Below are 20,367 nucleotides of genomic sequence, written 5' to 3' on the forward strand. Positions count from 1 at the left end.
ACTTAAGGCAACACCCTCTGAGCAAAGTAACTTAAAGAAAACAACACGTTCGCCTTACAAGCGAAACCTATGTTAATTGACGCGCACACAAGTACTTTATTGCACACCAAAAAATAACAGGAAATTAAAACTTAGTTGCAGTCAAACTCAAACACTCACAGACACTTGCATATATCTCGAAATAACACTTCACCCGCTTTAGAAATACAGCGACTGAAACCTACTCCAGGTGGTAGACAATGACGCCAAACGTACTTTTCAGACAAAAAAAAGGCACCTTTCGGTGCCCTCTATCGCAATGGTTGAAACACTTATATATGTAAACCTAATCTTGCAGCGCGACCGACTGTTCACGCTCACCGGGCATCCCCAGCAAACGCCCGACCTGCTCCAGGTCGGTTTCCCTACGCATCAGCGTAAACAACTCCACCGCCTCAGGGTAATTGCGGGTGAGCATCGCCAGCCATTGCTTCAAACGCCCCGGCGCCTGATGCTCAGTCAGTTGCGCCACCGATTGGGTCCAGAAATCCTGAAGCATGGGTTGCATTTCGGCCCAGGTCATCTCGATCACTTCCTCGCCTGCCCGCGCCGCAGCAATCTGCCGCGCCAGGTCTGGACGCGCAACCAAGCCACGGCCCAGCATGATGTCTTCGGCACCACTGACTTCTCGGCAGCGCTTCCAGTCTTCAACGCTCCAGATATCACCATTGGCGAACACCGGTACCTTGACCACGTCTTGTACGCGCGGGATCCACTCCCAGTGAGCGGGCGGTTTGTAGCCGTCAGTCTTGGTCCGCGCATGCACCACGATATGTGCCGCGCCACCTTCGGCCAGGGCCGTGGCACAGACCAGGGCGCCGTCCGGGCTGTCGAAACCCAGGCGCATCTTGGCGGTGACCGGAATGTGCGCCGGTACGGCGCGGCGCACGTGTTCGACGATCTGGTTGAGCAGCTCCGGCTCCTTGAGCAGCACTGCCCCGCCACGGGACTTGTTGACGGTCTTGGCCGGGCAGCCGAAATTCAGGTCGATGACCTGCGAGCCCAGCTCACACGCCAAGGCGGCGTTTTCCGCCAGGCACACCGGGTCGGAACCAAGCAATTGCACGCGCAGCGGCACACCGGCGGCGGTATGGGCGCCGTGCAGCAGTTCCGGGGCGAGTTTATGGAAATACGCGGGGGTAAGCAGGCGGTCGTTGACGCGGATGAACTCGGTCACGCACCAGTCAATACCGCCGACACGGGTGAGCACGTCCCGCAGGATGTTGTCGACCAACCCCTCCATGGGCGCCAAAGCAATTTGCATGGAAAACACTCAACAAAAATCGTGGCGCAGTTTACTGGGTTTCCTACAGCAACCGTTAACCCCCTGTCAGGGCGGGGCCATAACCGTCGAGAAATTCTGCAGGCATGCGCTTGGGCTTGCCGGTGGACAGTTCGATGCAGACAAAGGTGGTTTGCGCACGCAGCAGGGTCGCACCATCACGCGGGCGGACCAGCTGAAAGCGCCGGGTCATCTTCAGGCGCTGGTCCCAGTCGACGATCCAGGTGGCCAGTTGCAGCTCGTCGCCTTCATAGCCGGCGGCCAGGTAGTCGATCTCATGGCGCACCACCGCCATGGCGCGGTCCAGGCGGCGATACTCGGTCAGGTCCAGGCCCAAACGCTGGGAATGACGCCAGGCGCAGCGCTCCAGCCAGGACACATACACCGCGTTGTTGGCGTGCCCCAGGCCGTCGATATCTTCAGGGGCCACCTGCAGATCGATGATAAACGGCGTTGCCAAATCCCAGCCCATGCCTTGCTCCCGGTCGATTAACGTAACCGGGGCAGTGTATCAGGCCGTTTGCCGCGCCTGTAGACGACGACCGGCCAGCAGCACCAACACAGCGTCGATCACGCGCGGATCGGCCAGCACTTTCTGGTGACCGCCCTGCTCCAGGCGCAGCAGACGGCTGTCAAACCAGGCTTCGTGAATAGCTTGAGAGGCTTTGACCGGGACGAACGTATCGTCTTCGGCGTGCACGATCAGGCCAGGGATATTCATCTGGTAATGGGCCACATCCAGATGCTTGAGCGGCATGCCAAAGGTCTGCTCGACTTCCTGGATGAACGCCGAGCGTGCCCGCGCCGGCAAACCGACCATTTTGGTGAAGCCCCGCAACACATCCAGAAAGCGTGACGGTGCGGCAATGCTCACTAACGCCTCGGTGCGCAAGCCCAACTGCACCGCCAGCATCGCACTGGCACCCCCCATGGAATGACCGATCACCGCATGCAGCGGCGGCAACTCGGCAGCGGCTTCGAGCATGGCACGGGCGAACAGCAGCACATGGGCTTCACGCCCTGGCGAACGGCCATGGGCGGGACCGTCGAGGGCAATCACCGAGTAACCGTTGTCGACCAATGCCGTGATCAGGCTGGCGAATTGAGTGGGCCGCCCTTCCCAACCGTGCATCAACAACACCGCAGGCCCCTGGCCCCAGCGCAAGGCGGACAGACCGAAGCGCAAGGTGATGCGCTCCGACTGCGCCAGCAGCGGCAGCTCCCAGTCACGCGGCGGCAGGTCGCGGGGTGTCATGAAGGCGCGGCGCATCTTGTTGGCCACCGTTTGCGGCGCCAGGTGCCCCAGGGTGCCGTTGAAGCGACGAATCCAGGTTAACGTGCCCATCATGACAGCCCTCTTCTAGCGCACGGCCGACTTGGCGGCGCGCAGCACACGGTCAGACAACTCACCCGGCCCCAAGGCGCGGGCCAAGGCCAGGCCACCGATCATCAGCGCCATGTCCGCCAGGGCTTTGTCGGTGTCTTCAGGGCTGGCGGCGAGTTGCGCAGCCATCAGCTCGCAATGCTCGTTCAGCGCCTGGCGGAACTCATCCGGCAGGCGGCTCATCTCACCGACGGTCGCCGGGATCGGGCAGGCCTGGGCGGTTGAGTCACGATGCTTGCGCGACAGGTAGAACGCCGCCACCAGGCTTCTGCGCTCCTCTCCGGTCAACTGGGCGTCCATGTCATCAATCGACGCACGACGCTTGGCCAGCAGCTGAGTGAAGGCCTCCAGCATCAGTGCGTCCTTGCTTTCGAAGTGCGCGTAGAAACCACCGACGGTCAGCCCCGCCGCGCCCATGACTTCACCCACACTCGGTTCGGCCGGGCCGCGCTGGATCAACGCGGCGCTGGCGGCCTGCAGAATGCGCTCGCGGGTTTGCGCTTTTTTATCGCTCATCATTGCCTCCGATGTTCATGGGTTGAATATTATTACCATAATAATATTTGACAAGCCACAAGCGTGACCGCTGGTCAGAAGAGAAGAAGGGGATGGAGGAAAGATTTGGCCAAACGCCAGACAAACAAAAGGGCCATTCAATAATTGAATGACCCTTAAAAATCCCGCAGAGCGGGTAATCGTGGCGTCCCCTAGGGGACTCGAACCCCTGTTACCGCCGTGAAAGGGCGGTGTCCTAGGCCACTAGACGAAGGGGACAAAACCTTCTGTACAACTGATCAGTGCTGAGAGCTGATCGATTCAAGGACGGTGTGGCCAGACCTTGAACCTGTAAATTGGTGGAGCTAAACGGGATCGAACCGTTGACCTCTTGCATGCCATGCAAGCGCTCTCCCAGCTGAGCTATAGCCCCGGATTTTTCGTCTCGCGACGCAGCAGGCCTTGCGAACTGCTTGTTGAAACTGGCGTCCCCTAGGGGACTCGAACCCCTGTTACCGCCGTGAAAGGGCGGTGTCCTAGGCCACTAGACGAAGGGGACAAAAACCTTCTGTACACTGATCAGGCTGAGACTGATCGATCCAAGGACGGTGTGGCCGGAACCTTGGAACTGTAAATTGGTGGAGCTAAACGGGATCGAACCGTTGACCTCTTGCATGCCATGCAAGCGCTCTCCCAGCTGAGCTATAGCCCCTCATCGGTGAGGACGGGGCGAATCTTAATGGCGCTTTGGAAGTGTGTCAAATTTATTTTCAACATTTTCCAAAATTTTTTGCCGGGATAACAATCACTTACCGTCGAAACCCCGGAAAACCGGGGTTTCGCCGTTTCAACCGCGTGCTTAAGCGATAGCGCCCAGCAGCTTTTCCCACTCTTTGTTTTCTTTCTTCGACACACCACCAAGCAAATCAAGGGCTTGGCGCAGACGGAAACGGGTCAAGTCCGGGCCGAGGATTTCCATCGCATCCAGCACCGACACCGAACTGGCCTGCCCGGTGATCGCGGCAAACATCAACGGCATGGCATCGCGCAATTTCAGTTCCAGGGATTCCACCACCGCCTGGATCGTCGCGGTGATCGCATCTTTCTCCCACTGGCGCAGGCTTTCCAGCTTCCACAGGATCAACTGCATCAGCTGGCGAACCTGGTCACCGGAGAGTTTCTTCGACTCGAACAGCTTAGGATCCGGATTAACGCCCCCGGCAAAGAAGAAACTGGCCAACGGTGCGACCTGGCTGAAGGTCTCCACCCTGCCCTGCACCAGCGGCGCGATCTTCATCATGTATTCAGGGTTCAGTGCCCACTGCTGCACACGGCTGGCGAATTCTTCCACCGGCAGGTCACGCAGCCACTGGCCGTTGAGCCACGACAGTTTCTCGATGTCGAAGATCGGCCCGCCGAGCGACACACGGGACAGATCAAAATTGTCGACCATTTCCTGCAACGAGAACTTCTCGCGCTCGTCCGGCATCGACCAGCCCATGCGGCCCAGGTAGTTGAGCATCGCTTCCGGCATGAAGCCCATGCGCTCGTAGAAGGTCACCGAGGTCGGGTTCTTGCGCTTGGACAGCTTGCTCTTGTCCGGGTTACGCAGCAGCGGCATGTAGCACAGCTGCGGCTGTTCCCAGCCAAAGTACTCGTAGAGCAGGATCAGTTTCGGCGCCGATGGCAACCACTCTTCGCCGCGCAGCACGTGGGTGATGCCCATCAGGTGGTCGTCGACCACGTTGGCCAGGAAGTACGTCGGCAGGCCGTCGGTCTTCATCAGCACTTGCATGTCCATGCGGTCCCACGGGATCTCGACGTCACCGCGCAGCATGTCCGGCACCACGCACACGCCTTCGCTTGGCACCTTCATGCGGATCACGTGAGGCTCGCCGGCGGCCAGGCGCTGGGCCACTTCTTCTTTCGACAGCAGCAACGCGCGGCCGTCGTAGCGTGGAGTTTCGCCACGGGCCTGTTGCTCGGCGCGCATCTGGTCCAGCTCTTCTGCGGTGCAGAAGCACGGGAAGGCATGGCCCATGTCGACCAGTTGCTGGGTGTACTGCTTGTAGATGTCGCTGCGCTCGCTCTGGCGATACGGGCCGTGCGGGCCACCGACGTCCGGGCCTTCGGCCCAGGTAATGCCCAACCAGCGCAGGGCATCGAAAATCTGCTGTTCCGACTCGCGGGTGGAACGCAGTTGATCGGTGTCTTCGATCCGCAGGATGAATTCACCGCCGTGCTGCTTGGCAAAGCAGTAGTTGAACAAGGCGATGTAAGCAGTGCCGACGTGGGGATCCCCAGTAGGCGATGGCGCGATGCGCGTGCGGACGGTGGTCATGGCAGGTCTCGAATGGGCGATAAAACTGAAAATTGAAACAAGGGGCGAATGGTAACAGCCCGGAGCACCCGGGCTCCAGCCTCACACCGCCAGCAGGCGCTCCCGCAACTTGCCGATCTCGTCCCGCGTCTGCGCTGCCGCCTCGAACTCCAGGTCCCGCGCCAACTGGTACATCTTCTCTTCCAACTGGCGGATGCGCTTGGTGATCTCACTCGGCGAGCGCAATTCGTTCTCGTACTTGGCGCTTTCCTCGGCGGCCTTGGCCATGCCTTTGCGCTTCTTGCTGCGCGAGCCCGGCACGGTGGCGCCTTCCATGATGTCGGCAACGTCCTTGAACACGCCCTTGGGCGTGATGCCATTTTCCAGGTTGAACGCAATCTGCTTGTCGCGACGGCGCTGGGTCTCACCAATCGCCCGTTCCATGGAACCGGTAATGCGGTCCGCGTAGAGAATCGCCCGGCCATTGAGGTTCCGTGCCGCACGCCCGATGGTCTGGATCAACGAGCGTTCAGAGCGCAAAAAGCCCTCTTTGTCCGCATCGAGGATCGCCACCAGCGACACTTCCGGCATGTCCAGGCCTTCACGCAGCAGGTTGATGCCCACCAGCACATCAAAGGTGCCCAGGCGCAGATCGCGGATGATCTCCACGCGTTCCACAGTGTCGATGTCCGAGTGCAGGTAGCGCACGCGCACGCCGTGGTCGGCCAGGTAGTCGGTCAAGTCTTCGGACATGCGCTTGGTCAGCGTGGTGACCAGCACCCGCTCTTCCAGGGCCACGCGCTTGGTGATTTCCGAGAGCAAGTCGTCGACCTGGGTCAGCGCCGGGCGGATTTCGATTTCCGGGTCGACCAAACCAGTCGGCCGCACCAGTTGCTCGATCACGCGGCCGGCATGCTCGGCCTCATAGTTGCCCGGCGTGGCGGACACAAAGATAGTCTGCGGGCTGATGGCCTCCCACTCATCAAAGCGCATCGGCCGGTTATCCAGGGCCGAGGGCAGGCGGAAACCGTACTCCACCAGGGTTTCTTTACGCGAACGGTCGCCCTTATACATCGCGCCCACTTGCGGCACGCTGACGTGAGACTCGTCGATCACCAGCAGCGCGTCAGGCGGCAGGTAATCGTAAAGCGTCGGCGGCGGCGCGCCGGATTCGCGGCCCGACAGGTAGCGCGAGTAGTTTTCGATGCCGTTGCAGTAGCCCAGCTCCAGGATCATCTCCAGGTCGAAACGGGTGCGCTGCTCCAGGCGCTGGGCTTCCACCAGCTTGTTATTGGAACGCAGGTACTCCAGGCGTTCGGCCAACTCGACTTTGATGCCCTCAATGGCGCCCATCAGGGTTTCACGCGGGGTCACGTAGTGGCTTTTCGGATAGAAGGTGAAGCGCGGTAGCTTGCGGATCACCTCGCCGGTCAACGGGTCAAAGGCCGACAGGCTCTCGACTTCATCGTCGAACAGCTCGATGCGGATCGCTTCCAGGTCGGATTCCGCCGGGTAGATGTCGATCACATCGCCACGCACGCGGAAGGTGGCACGGGCAAAGTCCATGTCATTGCGGGTGTATTGCAGGCTGGTCAGGCGGCGCAACAGCTCGCGTTGGTCGAGTTTGTCGCCGCGATCGACGTGCAGCACCATCTTCAGATAGGTTTCCGGGCTGCCCAGGCCGTAGATGCACGACACGGTGGTGACGATGATCGCGTCCTTGCGCTCCAGCAAGGCCTTGGTCGCCGACAGCCGCATCTGCTCGATGTGGTCGTTGATCGACGCATCCTTCTCGATAAAGGTATCGGAGGACGGCACGTAGGCTTCGGGCTGATAGTAGTCGTAGTAGGAAACGAAGTACTCCACCGCGTTGTTCGGGAAGAACGCCTTGAACTCGCCGTATAGCTGAGCGGCCAGGGTCTTGTTCGGCGCCAGCACCAGGGTGGGTCGGTTGATCTGCGCAATGACGTTGGCGATGCTGAAGGTCTTGCCCGATCCGGTCACCCCGAGCAGGGTCTGGTGCGCCAGCCCGGCTTCGATGCCTTCGACCATCTGGCGAATGGCTTCCGGTTGATCGCCGGCGGGTTCAAAGCGGGTGACGAGCTGGAAATCCGACATAACGTACCTCGTGAAGTCACCCCAGACTCAAAACCGCCAGGGACGAAATAGCTCAGCAACCCGCGAATAATCATCGCAGGTTGCAGGAAAAAACCATGATAGCTGTAGAAGTGGTGGCGAATGTGACGGGTTTCAAGGCAATCGTCCTACACGCCTTTACCGATCAATGTTGCAATAAGACTAACGGTCAGCAAATAAACCGAAAAACTTGGCCGAAAAGCCGTTTCGGCTGTCGCCTCAGGCGGTGATGGTCTCTATACTAACTCCCCGTTTGTGCACCGCTCTAGTGCATTCGGCTGGAGCGCGACACGTCCCTCCTACCCCCCATAGAGCTGCCGCAAAAATGAGCCTGTTCTCCGCTGTCGAAATGGCACCACGCGATCCAATCCTGGGCCTCAACGAAGCATTCAACGCCGATACACGAACCACCAAGGTCAACCTTGGCGTGGGCGTTTACTGCAACGAGGAGGGGAAGATTCCACTCTTGCGTGCCGTTGCCGAAGCGGAAGCCATTCGCGTGGCGCAACACGCCGCCCGTGGCTACTTGCCAATCGACGGCATCGCGGCCTACGACAAGGCCGTGCAAACCCTGCTGTTCGGCGCTGAGTCGCCGCTGCTGAACGCCGGCCGCGTCACCACCGTGCAAGCGGTAGGCGGCACTGGCGCGCTGAAACTGGGTGCTGACTTCCTCAAGCAGCTGCTGCCAAACGCCGTCGTCGCCATCAGCGACCCGAGCTGGGAAAACCACCGCGCCCTGTTCGAAACCGCCGGTTTCCCGGTGCAAAACTACCGTTACTACGACGCTGCCACCCACGACGTGAACCGTACCGGCCTGCTCGAAGACCTCAACGCCCTGCCGCCACAGTCCATCGTGGTGCTGCACGCCTGCTGCCACAACCCGACCGGCGTCGACCTGAGCCCGGCCGACTGGCAGAACGTGCTGGACGTGATCAAGGCCAAGAACCTGGTGCCGTTCCTCGACATGGCCTACCAGGGCTTTGGCGATGGCATCCACGAAGACGCCGCCGCCGTGCGCCTGTTCGCTGAATCGGGCCTGACCTTCTTTGTGTCCAGCTCGTTCTCCAAGTCGTTCTCCCTGTACGGCGAACGTGTGGGCGCACTGTCCATCGTCGGCGACTCCAAGGAAGAAAGCGCGCGCATCCTGTCCCAGGTCAAACGCGTGATCCGCACCAACTACTCCAACCCGCCAACCCACGGCGCGGCGATCGTTGCAGCGGTATTGAACACCCCTGAGCTGCGCGCCCAGTGGGAAGCCGAACTGGCTGAAATGCGCCTGCGCATCCGTGGCATGCGCGAGCAGATGGTGGCCGAACTGGCCAAGGCTGCGCCGGGCCATGACTTCAGCTTCGTCGGCCGCCAACGTGGGATGTTCTCCTATTCCGGCCTGACGGTTGAACAAGTCACGCGCTTGCGCAGCGAATTCGGCATCTACGCCCTCGACACTGGTCGTATCTGTGTGGCGGCGTTGAACCAGTCGAACATTGATGCAGTCACAAAGGCAATCGTTCAGGTGCTGTAAACCTGCAGCTGTTGCACCAGAAGGGGAAGCCGATGGCTTCCCCTTTTTCGTCTCCAGCCCCTAGACTGAACCTTGACCGCCCCTTTGCTGTGAGAATGCTATGAGAAACGACGACCTGGACCTGCGCGCCGACCGCGACGAACTGCATGACTACGCTCCACGCGCACCGCAACCCAAGCGCCAGAAGAGCCTGGTGCTGCAAGTGGCACTGGGGGTCTTTCTGGGCGGCCTGGCGCTGTGGCTGGTGCAATTGGGTGCGACCGCACTGATGGCGAAGCTGGCGATGGGTACCCTGCAATTCGGCGGCTAAGCCGCACGAATCGCCCCCTGCTCCTCCAACAACTTCACAAAACTGTTCAAACTCTGCGACACCGTCCCCCGCCGCCAGATCAGCCAGGTGTGCAGGATCCGGAAGTTGTCCGTCAACGGCCACACGCTCACCGCCGTCGACCCCGGCATGCTGTCGAGCATGCTGCGTGGCATCAGCGCCAGGCCCGCGCCGGCGCTGACGCAGGCGAGCATGCCGTGGTAGGACTCGATCTCGAAGATCTTGCCCGGCACCGCGCCGTCCTGTGCAAACCAGCGTTCCAGGTGATGCCGGTATGAACAGTTGGAGCGAAAGGTGTAGATGCTCTCCCCGTTCACGTCCTGCCCACGGGTGATCGGCGCATGGTGCAGCGGCGCAATCACCACCATCTCTTCCTCAAACACCGCCAAGCCTTCCAGGGTTGCGTGCAGCAGCGGGCCGTCGACGAACGCCGCTGTCAACCGCCCGGACAACACGCCTTCGATCATGGTGCCCGAAGGCCCGGTACTCAGGTCCAGCTCGACCTTGGTGTGTTTCTGGTTGTACGCCGCCAGCAACGCCGGGATGCGCACCGCCGCCGTGCTTTCCAGCGAACCCAGGGCAAACGCGCCTTGGGGCTCCTCCCCCGCCACGGTTGCGCGGGCTTCCTGTACGAGGTCGAGGATGCGCCGCGCATAACCCAGGAAATTCCATCCAGCCGGTGACAGGCGCAGGCGGCTTTTCTCGCGGATGAACAATTCCACACCCAAGTCCTGCTCCAGTTGCTTGATGCGCGTGGTCAGGTTCGATGGCACCCGATGAATCAACTGCGCGGCGGCGCTGATACTGCCTTGCTCGGCAACGGCCTTGAAGATTTCCAGCTGCACCAGATCCACATCATTCTCCAATCGTGAACGTATTGCTTAATATTATTCAGTTTCCAGAAAAGAGATAGCCCCGTACGCTGAACCCCACTTAATTCCCTCAGCAGGACGGTGCCATGAACGCGACTACCCACGCCCTCTCGATCAACCCGGCCAACGGCGAAACGGTCGGCAGCTATCCGTATGAAACCGCGCAGCAACTGGACGCCGCCCTCGACCGCTCCACCCTCGCCTTCCGCGCCTGGCGCCGCCAGCCCGTCAGCCAGCGCGCCGAACTGCTGTTGAGTTTGGCTTCTGCCCTGCGCGAACAAGCCGAAGACATGGCGCAGATGATCACCCTGGAAATGGGCAAACCCATCGCCCAGGCCCGTGCCGAAATCGAAAAATGCGCGCAACTCAGCGAATGGTACGCCGCCCATGGCCCGGCCATGCTCGCCCCGGAACCGACCCTGGTGGACAACGGCAGCGCGCAGATCGAATACCGCCCGCTGGGCCCGATCTTCGCCGTGATGCCGTGGAACTTCCCGGTGTGGCAAGTGCTGCGCGGCGCCGTGCCGACGATGTTGGCCGGCAACACCTATGTGCTCAAACATGCGCCGAATGTGATGGGCAGCGCCTATCTGATCCAACTGGCATTCCAGAAGGCCGGTTTCGCCGATGGCCTGTTTGAAGTGGTCAACGTGACCAACGAGGGCGTGTCCAAGACTATTGCCGACCCGCGCATCGCCGCCGTCACCCTCACCGGCAGTGTGCGTGCCGGCGTCGCCATCGGCTCTCAGGCCGGTGCCGCGCTGAAAAAATGCGTGCTGGAGCTGGGCGGTTCCGACCCCTTTATCGTGCTCAACGACGCCGACCTCGACGCCGCCGTGCAAGCCGCACTGATCGGACGCTTCCAAAACAGCGGCCAAGTCTGCGCCGCCGCCAAACGCCTGATCATCGAGGAAGGTGTAGCGCAAGCCTTCACCGCCAAATTCCTGGAGGCCAGCCGTGCCATGGTCATGGGCGACCCAACGTCAGCCACCACCTACATCGGCCCGATGGCGCGCTTTGACCTGCGCGACGAGTTGCACGGCCAGGTCCAGGCGACCCTGGAAGAAGGCGCGACACTGTTGCTGGGCGGCAATAAAGTGCCCGGCGCCGGTAACTACTACGAGCCGACCGTGCTGGCAGGCGTCACCGACCAGATGACCTCGTTCAAACAGGAACTCTTCGGCCCGGTCGCTTCGATCATCACCGCACGCGACGCCGACCACGCCGTGGCCCTGGCGAATGACAGCGAGTTCGGCCTCACCGCGAGCATCTTCACCACCGACCCGGCCAAGGCGCGCGATATCGCCAACCAGCTGGAAACCGGCGGTATCTTCGTCAACGCCTTCAGCGTTTCCGACCCTCGGGTGGCGTTTGGTGGGGTGAAAAAGAGTGGTTTCGGCCGCGAGCTGTCGCACTTTGGCGTGCGGGAGTTCTGCAACGCGCAGACGGTGTGGCTGGACCGCAAGTAACACGCTTGGGTGGCGCGGGAAAGGGTCGTGGCTATCGCCCTCCCAGCCCCGCCACCAAGGCTTCCAGCACCACACTGACCTTGGGCAGCGCCTGGCGATTCCTGACCCAGGCCAGCCTGATCGCAGCCCCCTCGGTGGCCAGCTGCGGCAGCACCTCAACCAGCTTGCCTTCCTCCAGCGATGGCCGGACCACCCACGACGGCAGTTGCACGATCCCACAACCGGCCAACGCAGCCTGCATCAAGCCGTCGCCATTGCCGATCACCAGGTGCGGCGCCATCTGCCAATGACGTGAAGTGCCCTGTTCACCGGCGAAGTTCCAGGGGCTGACGCGACCGTCCACCCAGCCGTAGGCGAGACACTGATGCCGTTCAAGCTCACGCTCGCACGTCGGGGTGCCATGGTTCGCCAAGTAATCCGGCGAGGCACACAACGTATGCCATTCGTGCGCGAGCACACGCTGTTCGATCGTTTCTGGCCAGCCCTGCGCTTCACCGACACGCACCACCAGATCCACACCCTCCTTGAAGGGGTCCACTAACCCGTCGCTGAAGGAAATGTGCGGCACCAAGGACGGAAAAGCCTGCAGCAAAGGCAGCAGCACCGGCAACACCCGCACGCGCCCAAACACATTGGGCAGATCAATGCGCACACGTCCACGCGGCTCGCTTTGCTCGGCGCGCAGCGACAGCTCGGCCTCCTCCAGGTCAGCCAGCACCCCCGTACAGGTACGGTAAAACGCCACGCCGGCCTCGGTGAGGGACAAGCGCCGCGTTGTGCGCATAAACAGTCGAGCGCCCAGGCGCGTTTCGAGCCGCGCGATGCTTTTGCTGATGGCCGAGGCAGTCAGGCTCATTTTCTCGGCAGCGGCGGTAAAGCTGCCGTAGTCCGCGACACACACAAACACATCAATCCCTTTCAAGCGTTCGGAAGAAAACATGCATGCCCCGCATTTGTGAATTCAGATCAGCAAAACTGATAATTAACATCCTAAATCAGAATTCAACTCAACAGTAAGCTATGGTCAATGAACCCGGTACTGAGGCTCGGATGCTGACCACGCTGAAAAACTACCCCTTGACCGTCAACCTGCTTCTGAGTGCTTCACTGGTGTTGACCCTCGCCAGGGCAATCACCTTGCCCTATCTGGTGATCTACCTGTCGAGCCAGTTCGAATTGGGCGTCGCCGACATCGGCCTGGTGATCGGCAGTTCGCTGATCCTCGGCTCATTGTTGAGCCTGTACGGCGGTTTCCTGGTGGACAGCCAGCCAGGTTACCGCTTGATCCTGGGCTGCTGCGCGGTGTTCACTTGCGGGTTTCTGGCAGCGTTTGCCGCACGGGACCTGTGGGTGTTCTACGCCTGCCTGGTCGCGATCAACCTGGCGTACGCCGTCATTGATATCGCGGTCAAATCAGGATTTGGCCGGCTACTGCCTGTCGATGCGCGCAGTGAAGCATTTTCGATCAAATACACCCTGACCAACATCGGCTACGCCGTCGGCCCTTTTCTCGGTGCGGGATTGGCCGCGCTCGCCATCAGCCTGCCCTTCCTGGCGTCGGCGATACTGGGCACCGGTTTTTTTATCGTTTACGCCGGGTGGGGTGACAAGCACGCAATGCCCGTGGACACAAGCCAGCCCGGCGCGCCGTTCCTGGCGGTTGGCAAAGTGCTGCTCAGTGATTACCGGCTGGTGTGTTTTACCCTGGGCGGAGCACTCAGTGCCGTGGTGTTCGGCCAATTCACCGCTTACCTCTCGCAATATCTGATCGTCACCACGACACCTGAAATGGCTTACCGGATAATCAGCAGCGTGGTGGCCACCAACGCGCTGATGGTGATCAGCCTGCAATACGTGATCGGCAAGCGAATCACCCATCAGCACTTGAATCTGTGGCTCGCAGGTGGATTGGGCATGTTTATCGTCGGCCTGGCGGGGTTCGGCTTGTCCGCCTCGCTGATGTTCTGGGTGGTATCCATGGTGGTCTTCACGCTGGGAGAGATCATCGTGTTCCCTGCCGAGTACATGTTCATCGACATCATTGCCCCCGATCATCTGCGGGGCATGTACTACGCTGCGCAAAACCTGGGCAACGTTGGCGCGGCCCTGGGCCCGGTGCTGTGCGGGATGGTCTTGGCGACACACCCCGCCCACACCATGTTCTACATGCTCGCGCTGTTCGTTATCGCCGGCGGGTTGCTCTACAGCCTCGGTGCTTCGCTGGCAGCCAGGGTGAACGCTCCCACCTGAACCTCAGCAACGGACATGCCGACGCACGCACTGCACCAACCCGTCCAGCGCCTGCGATTTGACCGGCGCGAGCACGCAAACCGTGTGCTCGCGCTCGTCTTCCTTCACCGTCAGGGTGTAATGCACCTGGCCCGGATTACCGGGCGCAGGTGCATGGCTTTGCGGCAATTGAAAGAAATCGCACGCCTCGACAAGCCGCCGCAGTTCCTGCTGGTCTTGCTCCGGCAGCGCGTCCAACTCCACCGTCTGTGGCTTGGCCAAGCCCGGAAAATAACCGGGGCCGCCGTTTTCCTTGATCGAAATTTGCATGGCCGCTCCTCACATCAGACAGAAATGCCGACCGCCTTCCAACCGTCCTTGACCGCCTTCTGCTCATCCTTGTTCGCGCCGTAGAGGCGGCCTGCAACATCGTAAGTGATGCGCGCAAAGCGCAGGAACCCCGAGTTGGGCCGCAGCCGCGCATCCCGCAGCGCGTCATACCAGATACGCCCGGCCCGTTCCCAGGCGAACCCGCCGAGCTTGGTCGCCACCTGATAGAACGCATGGTTGGGGATACCGGAATTGATATGCACCCCGCCATTGTCCTCGTAGGTCTGCACGAAATCATCCATGTGCCCCGGCTGAGGGTCCTTGCCCAGCAGTTTGTCGTCAAACGCCGTGCCGGGGGCTTTCATCGAGCGCAGGGCGGTGCCTTTGATCTTTTGGGTGAACAGTCCTTTGCCGATCAGCCAATCAGCGTCTTGCGCGCTTTGCTTCAAGGCATATTGCTTGATGAGCGAGCCGAACACATCCGACAGCGACTCGTTCAACGCTCCGGACTGATTGAAATACATCAGCTTGGCCTCGTCCTCGGTGACGCCATGGGCCAACTCATGGCCAATTACGTCAAGCGCCACCGTGAAGCGGTTGAACAACTGCGCATCCCCATCGCCAAACACCATCTGGGTCGAGTTCCAGAACGCATTGTTGTAGTTCTGGCCAAAATGCACCGTGGCGTCCAGCGCCATACCGGCGTCGTCGATGGAGTTGCGATCGAAGACCTGGTCGAAAAAATCGAAGGTGGCGCCCAAGCCCTCGTAGGCTTCGTCCACCGCGGCATCCCCGCTGGCGGGTTGCCCCTCACCACGCACCAGCGTGCCCGGCAGGCTGTCGGTGCCCTCGGCACTGTAGATCGAGCGGCGTTTATCGGCGCCCATGGCCAGGGCCATGTGCGCCGGTCCTTTGGCAGGCTCGGCGACCATGCGCAACGAGCGAAACGTCGTGTCCTTGGCGCGGGTGCGCAAGGCGACCTCCCGTTGCGCTTTGTCGCCGTTGCGCGCGATCTGGTCGAGCATATAGGGCGGGATCAGGCAGAAAATCGGATGGCGATGCGGCTGACGAACACACATGGGCTGGCTCCAGCTGGCAGGTGAAAACGTTCGGGTCATCGATTCAGGATAGTCCCCAGGGGTTAACGCATGTCATCAATTGTCATTAACCTATGTTGCAGTCGTGTTTATCCAAGGAGGACTGACCGATGCCAGCACGTAAAGCCAAAATCGACCTTGCATACCGCCCCAGGCTCGCTGACCTGCGCCCGTTGATCGCACCGAGCCCCACGTTGCTGGAGGCACGGGCGGCGACGCCACGCGTCACCCCCGCCAAAGACTTGAAGGGCCGGCGCGGCTACGCCGAGGACTTTCTCGGCAGCTTCGGGGTGCCCTGGCCCACGGTGGAAGAGGCCTTGGCTGAGGATGCACAGAAGCGCCTGGACTACACGCACTTCTCGATCACAATGTCACGCGCCAAGCGGCTTGCGCTGTATGTGGGCGTCAACATCGATGGTGGTCAGCACGTCGACATCATTCGCAGCAACGACGCCTGGGCCTATGACGGCCGCTTACCCATCGATGCGCAGGTGGGCGAAGCGCTGTATGCCAGCAATGGCCTGGATCGCGGCCACCTGGTCCGCCGGCAAGACCCCAACTGGGGCGACGAGGCGCAAACCGCCAACCTCGACACCTTCCATTTTACCAACTGCTCGCCGCAGATGAGCGGGTTCAACCAGAAGACCTGGCTGGAGCTCGAAGACTACATCCTCGATAACACCCAACGCTGGAAAGCCCGCGCCACCGTGTTTACCGGCCCGGTGTTCGCCGACGACGACCGAATGTACCGAGGCGTGCAGATCCCCAAGGCGTTCTGGAAAGTGGTCGCCTACCTCAGCGATGACGGCAAGCCTAGCGCAAGTGCCTACATGATTGACCAGAGCCGCGAACTGGGCCAACTCGACCTAGTGTTCGGCCAGCTCAGGACCTACCAGCGCAGCGTGATCCAGATAGAGCGCCTGACCGACCTGCGCTTCGGCAACCTGGCCGACTACGACGGCTTCAGCAACGAAGAGCGCGCCACCGGCACGCGGATTGAAGCGCTGATACAGGGGCCTGAAGACATTCGTCTCTGACCCTCGCTGTCATTGCGCACTGATGTAATGAAACTGCGCCTGCGACTTCTCGACCGCCGCACGCACCTGCTCTTTCTGCGCATCGGTGCCCGAGTAGTAAATCTGCAAACCCTTCAAATCCTGCCCTTCGACGGCTTTGCCGATCACGGCAACGTCGACCGGGGTGCCGGCCCCCATGATCAAGAAGAACACATCGCCCAAGCGCTTGGTATTCAGCAATTCGCTCCTGAGGCTGGCAGCGTTTTGGTCACCGGCCAGGGAAATCGCCAGGGTGTCGCCGAACATCCCACTTTTAGGGATGCTCATCGTGTGCAAGCGCAGTTTGTCTGAGTCGGCGGGCATCGACTTGACATAGGCAGTGGAGGCCTCGTCGAGAATCTGCTTTTCAGATTTACCCTGAGTGGCACAACCGGCCAGGGTGGCGATAAGGACGAGCGCGACAAATGATTTCACGGTGTATTCCTTGTGATAAAGCGATCCATGGGCTGAGCATCATAGGAGCCTCACCGCCAGAGAGCTACCGTTGAGTTCACGACCTCCCGTTCAACCGCGCGATCGACTACCATACCGCGCCGGTTCCCAAACGGGACTAATAGGGAATCCGAAGCGCGGTACACCCGCGTCAATCGGAACTGCCCCCGCAACTGTAGGTGCTGAGCCTGCTCCCTGATGCCACTGGACCTTGTCCGGGAAGGCCGGAGCCTGGCGACGACGCATCAGTCAGGAGACCTGCCGGCTAACGCTCAATGACTAACCGGCGGGGTGTCCGGGAAGGACATTCTTGCCTGCCTCTATCCTATCGCAGCGTTCAAGGGTGTATTTCCGAACGGCACGCACGCTTCACTCGGAGATTGCCCCATGCTGCCACGCGTTACCGCCCTGCTTACCGGCCTGGGGTTCTGTGCCCTGGCCCAAGCCGCGCCCACCCACTACCCGCTGACCGTAGAAAACTGCGGCAGCGCCCTAACCTTCCAGCAAGCCCCGGCCCGCAGCGTGACCATCGGGCAGGCCGCCACCGAAATGCTCTACGCCTTGGGCGTGGGCGACAAAGTAGTCGGCACTTCGCTGTGGTTCAACAACGTGTTGCCGCAGTACAAAGCGCAGAACGATGGCATCGAACGCCTGGCCAACAATGAACCTAGCTTCGAAGCCGTGATCGCCAAGCGCCCGCAGCTGGTGGCCGCCGAGCTGGAATGGGTGGTCGGGCCGCAAGGCGTGGTCGGCACCCGCGAGCAATTCCATGAACTGAAAATTCCCACCTACCTGCTGCCCTCCGACTGCGAAGGCAAGGACAACCTGGTGGGCGCCGACGGCACGCGGCTGGAGCCGTTCCGCATCGAGACGATCTATAAAAGCATCAGCCAACTCGCCGAGATCTTCGACGTGCAGGCGCGTGGCCAACAGTTGAACGACGAACTCAAGGCGCGCCTGGCCAAATCCGTTGCCACCGTGCAAAGCAAGGGCCTCAAGCAAGCCAGCGCGTTGGTGTGGTTCTCCAGTTCCGAGATGACCAGCGACCCCTATGTGGCCGGCCACAAGGGCATTCCGCAATTCATGCTGGAAACCCTCGGTTTGCATAACGTCGTGCAGTCGGACGAAGAGTGGCCCGCCGTCGGCTGGGAAACCCTCGCCAAGGCCAACCCGACCGTGCTGGTGATCGCGCGCATGGACCGCCGCCGCTACCCCGCCGATGACCATGAAAAGAAACTCGCCTTCCTGCGCAGCGACCCGGTGACCCGCAACATGGACGCGGTGAAAAACAACCGCATCATCATCCTCGACGCGCTGGCGCTGCAAGCCAGCATCCGTACGTTCGACGGGCTTGAACAACTGGCCACGGCCATCGACGGCTACGACCTGTCCAAATGATCCGAACCCTACTCGCCCTGGCCCTGCTGCTGGCTGCTGTATTGGCTGGCGTCGCCATCGGCGAAACCGCCATCTCGCCGCAGGTGGTACTTCAAGTCCTCGCCAACAAACTGTGGGCGGCCGGCTACGTGCTCGACCCCATCGACGAAGGCGTGGTGTGGAACTACCGCCTCACCCGTACCCTGGTCGCCGCCGCGTGTGGTGCTGGGCTGGCGACCTGCGGCGTGATATTGCAATCGCTGTTGCGCAACCCGCTGGCCGATCCGTACCTGTTGGGCATCAGCGCCGGCGCCTCGACCGGCGCGGTGCTGGTGGCGTTGATGGGCGTGGGCGGCGGTTTGATCTCGTTGTCGGCGGGCGCGTTTGTCGGCGCCATGGCCGCGTTTGCGCTGGTGATCCTGCTCGCGCGCGCCAGCGGTTCGGCCAGTGGCACCGGCCAGATCATCCTGGCGGGCATTGCCGGGTCGCAGCTGTTCAATGCGCTCACCGCGTTCCTGATCACCAAATCCGCCAGTTCCGAACAGGCGCGCGGCATCATGTTCTGGTTGCTCGGTAACCTCAGTGGCGTGCGCTGGCCTTCGGTGTGGCTGGCGGTGCCGGTGGCGGTTGCAGGCTTGGCGGTGTGCCTGTGGCACCGTCGCGCCCTGGATGCGTTTACCTTCGGCAGCGACTCGGCGGCGTCCCTCGGTATTCCGGTGCGCCGGGTGCAGTTCGTGCTGGTGGGCTGCGCGGCCTTGGTGACGGCGGTGATGGTGTCGATTGTCGGCTCCATCGGTTTTGTCGGGCTGGTGATTCCCCACGCCGTGCGCCTGTTGCTTGGCACAGGGCATTCGCGCTTGCTGCCGGCCAGTGCGTTGGGCGGGGCGTTGTTCTTGATTGCGGCGGATGTGTTGTCGCGCACCTTGATCAAGGGCCAGGTGATTCCGGTCGGCGTGGTCACGGCGCTGGTCGGTGCGCCGGTGTTTGCGCTGATCCTCATTGGTCGGAGGAATGCGCGATGACCGTGCTGAGCTGCACAGGATTGGGTTTCAAAGTGCGCGAGGCGCAGTTGCTGAGCGACATTCATCTGGACGTTCAGCCGGGCGAAACCCTCGGTATCGTCGGGCCGAACGGCTCCGGCAAATCCACCTTGCTCAAGTTGCTCGCCGGGCTGCGCACCCCAGCGTCCGGCGAAGTGCTGCTGGGCGGCCAGCGCCTGGGCAAGCTGTCGCGCCGCGCCATCGCGCAGCAACTGGCGGTGGTGGAGCAGCAGGCCGACACCGACGACGCCATCCGCGTGTTCGACGCCGTGGCGCTGGGCCGCACCCCTTGGTTGTCGGCGCTGAGCCCGTGGTCACCGGAGGACGACGCCATCGTCAACCAGGCCCTGCACGACGTCGACGCCACCCACCTGAGCCATCGCGCCTGGCGCAGCCTCTCGGGCGGTGAGCGCCAGCGCGTGCACATCGCCCGTGCGTTGGCGCAACGGCCGCAGATCCTGTTGCTGGATGAACCGACCAATCACCTGGATATCCAGCATCAACTGGGCATTTTGAAGGGGGTGCAAGGGTTGCCCGTCACCACCTTGATTGCCCTGCATGACCTGAACCAGGCGCTGACCTGCGATCGGCTGGCGGTGCTGGATCACGGGCGGTTGGTGGCGTTGGGCAAACCACTGGAGGTGTTGACGCCGCAGCGCTTGCAAGAGACGTTCGGCGTACAGGCACACTACCTGACAGACCCGTTCGATGGCGCACAGATACTGCGTTTACGCCCGAACTAAGCCTCTTGAGGCGAACGCTGGGTGTGACGTGACAAGGTCACGAACAACTCGGGCACCTGATAGATCAGCGCCTGGCGGATCAGCGGATGGTCCTGGCAAAACGCCTTGAGATTGAAGCCGACCTCACGGCCGAGGTTGGCGTTGATCAGTAGCGCCGACTTCTATTAAAACGTAAATATTTAGGAGGGAAATATAA

19 protein-coding genes, 4 tRNA genes and 1 riboswitch are annotated in these 20,367 nt (G+C 61.3%); of the genes, 8 read left to right on the top strand and 15 right to left on the bottom strand.

Features of this window, described 5'->3' with window-relative positions; genetic code table 11:
* Positions 1-325: 325 nt before the first annotated feature.
* From H096_RS23945 to uvrB, 10 genes are all read right to left on the bottom strand, one after another.
* Complete coding sequence (locus tag H096_RS23945; RefSeq protein WP_033901811.1) at positions 326-1,303, bottom strand: tRNA-dihydrouridine synthase family protein; 978 nt, start codon at positions 1,301-1,303, stop codon at positions 326-328.
* Between the two features lie 55 nt (positions 1,304-1,358).
* Positions 1,359-1,793, bottom strand: a complete 435-nt coding sequence (locus tag H096_RS23950; protein WP_033901813.1) for a thioesterase family protein — start codon at positions 1,791-1,793, stop codon at positions 1,359-1,361.
* A gap of 39 nt (positions 1,794-1,832) precedes the next feature.
* Entirely contained in the window at positions 1,833-2,666 is an 834-nt protein-coding gene (locus tag H096_RS23955; protein ID WP_033901839.1) for an alpha/beta fold hydrolase, read from the bottom strand.
* Positions 2,667-2,681: 15 nt separating this feature from the next.
* Entirely contained in the window at positions 2,682-3,221 is a 540-nt protein-coding gene (locus H096_RS23960; protein WP_010209050.1) for a TetR/AcrR family transcriptional regulator, read from the bottom strand.
* A 182-nt stretch (positions 3,222-3,403) separates the two neighbouring features.
* Positions 3,404-3,479 (bottom strand) — tRNA-Glu (locus H096_RS23965).
* Between the two features lie 78 nt (positions 3,480-3,557).
* Positions 3,558-3,633: transfer RNA gene (locus tag H096_RS23970), tRNA-Ala, on the bottom strand.
* A gap of 50 nt (positions 3,634-3,683) precedes the next feature.
* A tRNA-Glu gene (locus H096_RS23975) sits at positions 3,684-3,759 on the bottom strand.
* 77 nt (positions 3,760-3,836) lie between these two features.
* Positions 3,837-3,912: transfer RNA gene (locus tag H096_RS23980), tRNA-Ala, on the bottom strand.
* A 147-nt stretch (positions 3,913-4,059) separates the two neighbouring features.
* Entirely contained in the window at positions 4,060-5,541 is a 1,482-nt protein-coding gene (gltX, locus tag H096_RS23985) for a glutamate--tRNA ligase (protein ID WP_015884987.1), read from the bottom strand.
* A gap of 81 nt (positions 5,542-5,622) precedes the next feature.
* Entirely contained in the window at positions 5,623-7,638 is a 2,016-nt protein-coding gene (uvrB, locus tag H096_RS23990) for an excinuclease ABC subunit UvrB (RefSeq protein WP_010209048.1), read from the bottom strand.
* A 343-nt stretch (positions 7,639-7,981) separates the two neighbouring features.
* Between uvrB and H096_RS23995 the strand changes: the two genes are divergently transcribed.
* Together H096_RS23995 and H096_RS24000 are read left to right on the top strand one after the other, a co-directional pair.
* On the top strand, positions 7,982-9,178 hold the full coding sequence (locus H096_RS23995) for an amino acid aminotransferase (protein ID WP_033901814.1): 1,197 nt from the start codon (positions 7,982-7,984) through the stop codon (positions 9,176-9,178).
* A 100-nt stretch (positions 9,179-9,278) separates the two neighbouring features.
* Positions 9,279-9,488, top strand: a complete 210-nt coding sequence (locus tag H096_RS24000; RefSeq protein ID WP_028617133.1) for a hypothetical protein — start codon at positions 9,279-9,281, stop codon at positions 9,486-9,488.
* Here the strand turns inward: H096_RS24000 and H096_RS24005 are convergent.
* Positions 9,485-10,360: a LysR family transcriptional regulator gene (locus H096_RS24005; RefSeq protein WP_033901815.1), complete on the bottom strand. Its 876-nt coding sequence runs from the start codon at positions 10,358-10,360 to the stop codon at positions 9,485-9,487. The genes H096_RS24000 and H096_RS24005 overlap by 4 nt on opposite strands.
* Positions 10,361-10,464: 104 nt before the next feature.
* On the opposite strand from H096_RS24005, the gene H096_RS24010 reads away from it, so the two are divergent.
* The gene (locus tag H096_RS24010; protein WP_033901816.1) at positions 10,465-11,847 is read left to right on the top strand and encodes an aldehyde dehydrogenase family protein; all 1,383 of its coding nucleotides are present in this window, start codon (positions 10,465-10,467) and stop codon (positions 11,845-11,847) included.
* 31 nt (positions 11,848-11,878) lie between these two features.
* Here the strand turns inward: H096_RS24010 and H096_RS24015 are convergent, their stop codons facing one another.
* Entirely contained in the window at positions 11,879-12,787 is a 909-nt protein-coding gene (locus H096_RS24015; protein WP_033901817.1) for a LysR family transcriptional regulator, read from the bottom strand.
* Between the two features lie 110 nt (positions 12,788-12,897).
* Between H096_RS24015 and H096_RS24020 the strand changes: the two genes are divergently transcribed.
* Positions 12,898-14,097 (top strand): MFS transporter, encoded by a 1,200-nt coding sequence (locus H096_RS24020; protein ID WP_033901818.1) that lies wholly within the window; start codon positions 12,898-12,900, stop codon positions 14,095-14,097.
* A 3-nt stretch (positions 14,098-14,100) separates the two neighbouring features.
* Here H096_RS24020 and H096_RS24025 read toward each other — a convergent pair whose 3' ends face one another.
* Complete coding sequence (locus H096_RS24025) at positions 14,101-14,406, bottom strand: protealysin inhibitor emfourin (protein WP_033901819.1); 306 nt, start codon at positions 14,404-14,406, stop codon at positions 14,101-14,103.
* 14 nt (positions 14,407-14,420) lie between these two features.
* Positions 14,421-15,485 carry a M4 family metallopeptidase gene (locus H096_RS24030; RefSeq protein WP_033901820.1) on the bottom strand — a complete coding sequence of 355 codons (1,065 nt, stop codon included), beginning with the start codon at positions 15,483-15,485 and terminating at the stop codon, positions 14,421-14,423.
* A gap of 128 nt (positions 15,486-15,613) precedes the next feature.
* Here H096_RS24030 and H096_RS24035 point away from each other — a divergent pair, with 128 nt between their 5' ends.
* Positions 15,614-16,540: a DNA/RNA non-specific endonuclease gene (locus tag H096_RS24035; protein ID WP_033901821.1), complete on the top strand. Its 927-nt coding sequence runs from the start codon at positions 15,614-15,616 to the stop codon at positions 16,538-16,540.
* 9 nt (positions 16,541-16,549) lie between these two features.
* Here the strand turns inward: H096_RS24035 and H096_RS24040 are convergent, their stop codons facing one another.
* Complete coding sequence (locus H096_RS24040) at positions 16,550-16,993, bottom strand: hypothetical protein (protein ID WP_033901822.1); 444 nt, start codon at positions 16,991-16,993, stop codon at positions 16,550-16,552.
* Positions 16,994-17,096: 103 nt separating this feature from the next.
* Positions 17,097-17,292, top strand: a riboswitch (cobalamin riboswitch).
* A gap of 106 nt (positions 17,293-17,398) precedes the next feature.
* On the opposite strand from H096_RS24040, the gene H096_RS24045 reads away from it, so the two are divergent.
* The 3 genes from H096_RS24045 to H096_RS24055 are packed head-to-tail and all read left to right on the top strand — an operon-like array spanning position 17,399 to position 20,171.
* Positions 17,399-18,409: an ABC transporter substrate-binding protein gene (locus H096_RS24045; RefSeq protein WP_033901823.1), complete on the top strand. Its 1,011-nt coding sequence runs from the start codon at positions 17,399-17,401 to the stop codon at positions 18,407-18,409.
* A complete protein-coding gene (locus H096_RS24050; RefSeq protein ID WP_033901824.1) occupies positions 18,406-19,410 on the top strand; it encodes an iron ABC transporter permease in 1,005 nt (334 codons plus the stop codon). Before H096_RS24045 ends, H096_RS24050 begins: the two co-directional genes overlap by 4 nt.
* Positions 19,407-20,171: an ABC transporter ATP-binding protein gene (locus tag H096_RS24055; RefSeq protein WP_033901825.1), complete on the top strand. Its 765-nt coding sequence runs from the start codon at positions 19,407-19,409 to the stop codon at positions 20,169-20,171. The genes H096_RS24050 and H096_RS24055 overlap by 4 nt, the downstream gene beginning before the upstream one ends.
* Positions 20,172-20,367: the final 196 nt, after the last annotated feature.

The organism is Pseudomonas sp. FH1 (assembly GCF_000510895.2).
GTDB classification, from domain to species: Bacteria; Pseudomonadota; Gammaproteobacteria; order Pseudomonadales; family Pseudomonadaceae; genus Aquipseudomonas; species Aquipseudomonas azotoformans_A.

Coding starts and splice junctions, on each gene's coding strand:
- H096_RS23945 (WP_033901811.1), bottom strand. CDS start 1,303: ATGCAAATTGCTTTGGCGCCCATGGAGGGGTTGGTCGACAACATCCTG.
- H096_RS23950 (WP_033901813.1), bottom strand. CDS start 1,793: ATGGGCTGGGATTTGGCAACGCCGTTTATCATCGATCTGCAGGTGGCC.
- H096_RS23955 (WP_033901839.1), bottom strand. CDS start 2,666: ATGGGCACGTTAACCTGGATTCGTCGCTTCAACGGCACCCTGGGGCAC.
- H096_RS23960 (WP_010209050.1), bottom strand. CDS start 3,221: ATGAGCGATAAAAAAGCGCAAACCCGCGAGCGCATTCTGCAGGCCGCC.
- gltX (WP_015884987.1), bottom strand. CDS start 5,541: ATGACCACCGTCCGCACGCGCATCGCGCCATCGCCTACTGGGGATCCC.
- uvrB (WP_010209048.1), bottom strand. CDS start 7,638: ATGTCGGATTTCCAGCTCGTCACCCGCTTTGAACCCGCCGGCGATCAA.
- H096_RS23995 (WP_033901814.1), top strand. CDS start 7,982: ATGAGCCTGTTCTCCGCTGTCGAAATGGCACCACGCGATCCAATCCTG.
- H096_RS24000 (WP_028617133.1), top strand. CDS start 9,279: ATGAGAAACGACGACCTGGACCTGCGCGCCGACCGCGACGAACTGCAT.
- H096_RS24010 (WP_033901816.1), top strand. CDS start 10,465: ATGAACGCGACTACCCACGCCCTCTCGATCAACCCGGCCAACGGCGAA.
- H096_RS24015 (WP_033901817.1), bottom strand. CDS start 12,787: ATGTTTTCTTCCGAACGCTTGAAAGGGATTGATGTGTTTGTGTGTGTC.
- H096_RS24020 (WP_033901818.1), top strand. CDS start 12,898: ATGCTGACCACGCTGAAAAACTACCCCTTGACCGTCAACCTGCTTCTG.
- H096_RS24025 (WP_033901819.1), bottom strand. CDS start 14,406: ATGCAAATTTCGATCAAGGAAAACGGCGGCCCCGGTTATTTTCCGGGC.
- H096_RS24030 (WP_033901820.1), bottom strand. CDS start 15,485: ATGTGTGTTCGTCAGCCGCATCGCCATCCGATTTTCTGCCTGATCCCG.
- H096_RS24035 (WP_033901821.1), top strand. CDS start 15,614: ATGCCAGCACGTAAAGCCAAAATCGACCTTGCATACCGCCCCAGGCTC.
- H096_RS24045 (WP_033901823.1), top strand. CDS start 17,399: ATGCTGCCACGCGTTACCGCCCTGCTTACCGGCCTGGGGTTCTGTGCC.
- H096_RS24050 (WP_033901824.1), top strand. CDS start 18,406: ATGATCCGAACCCTACTCGCCCTGGCCCTGCTGCTGGCTGCTGTATTG.
- H096_RS24055 (WP_033901825.1), top strand. CDS start 19,407: ATGACCGTGCTGAGCTGCACAGGATTGGGTTTCAAAGTGCGCGAGGCG.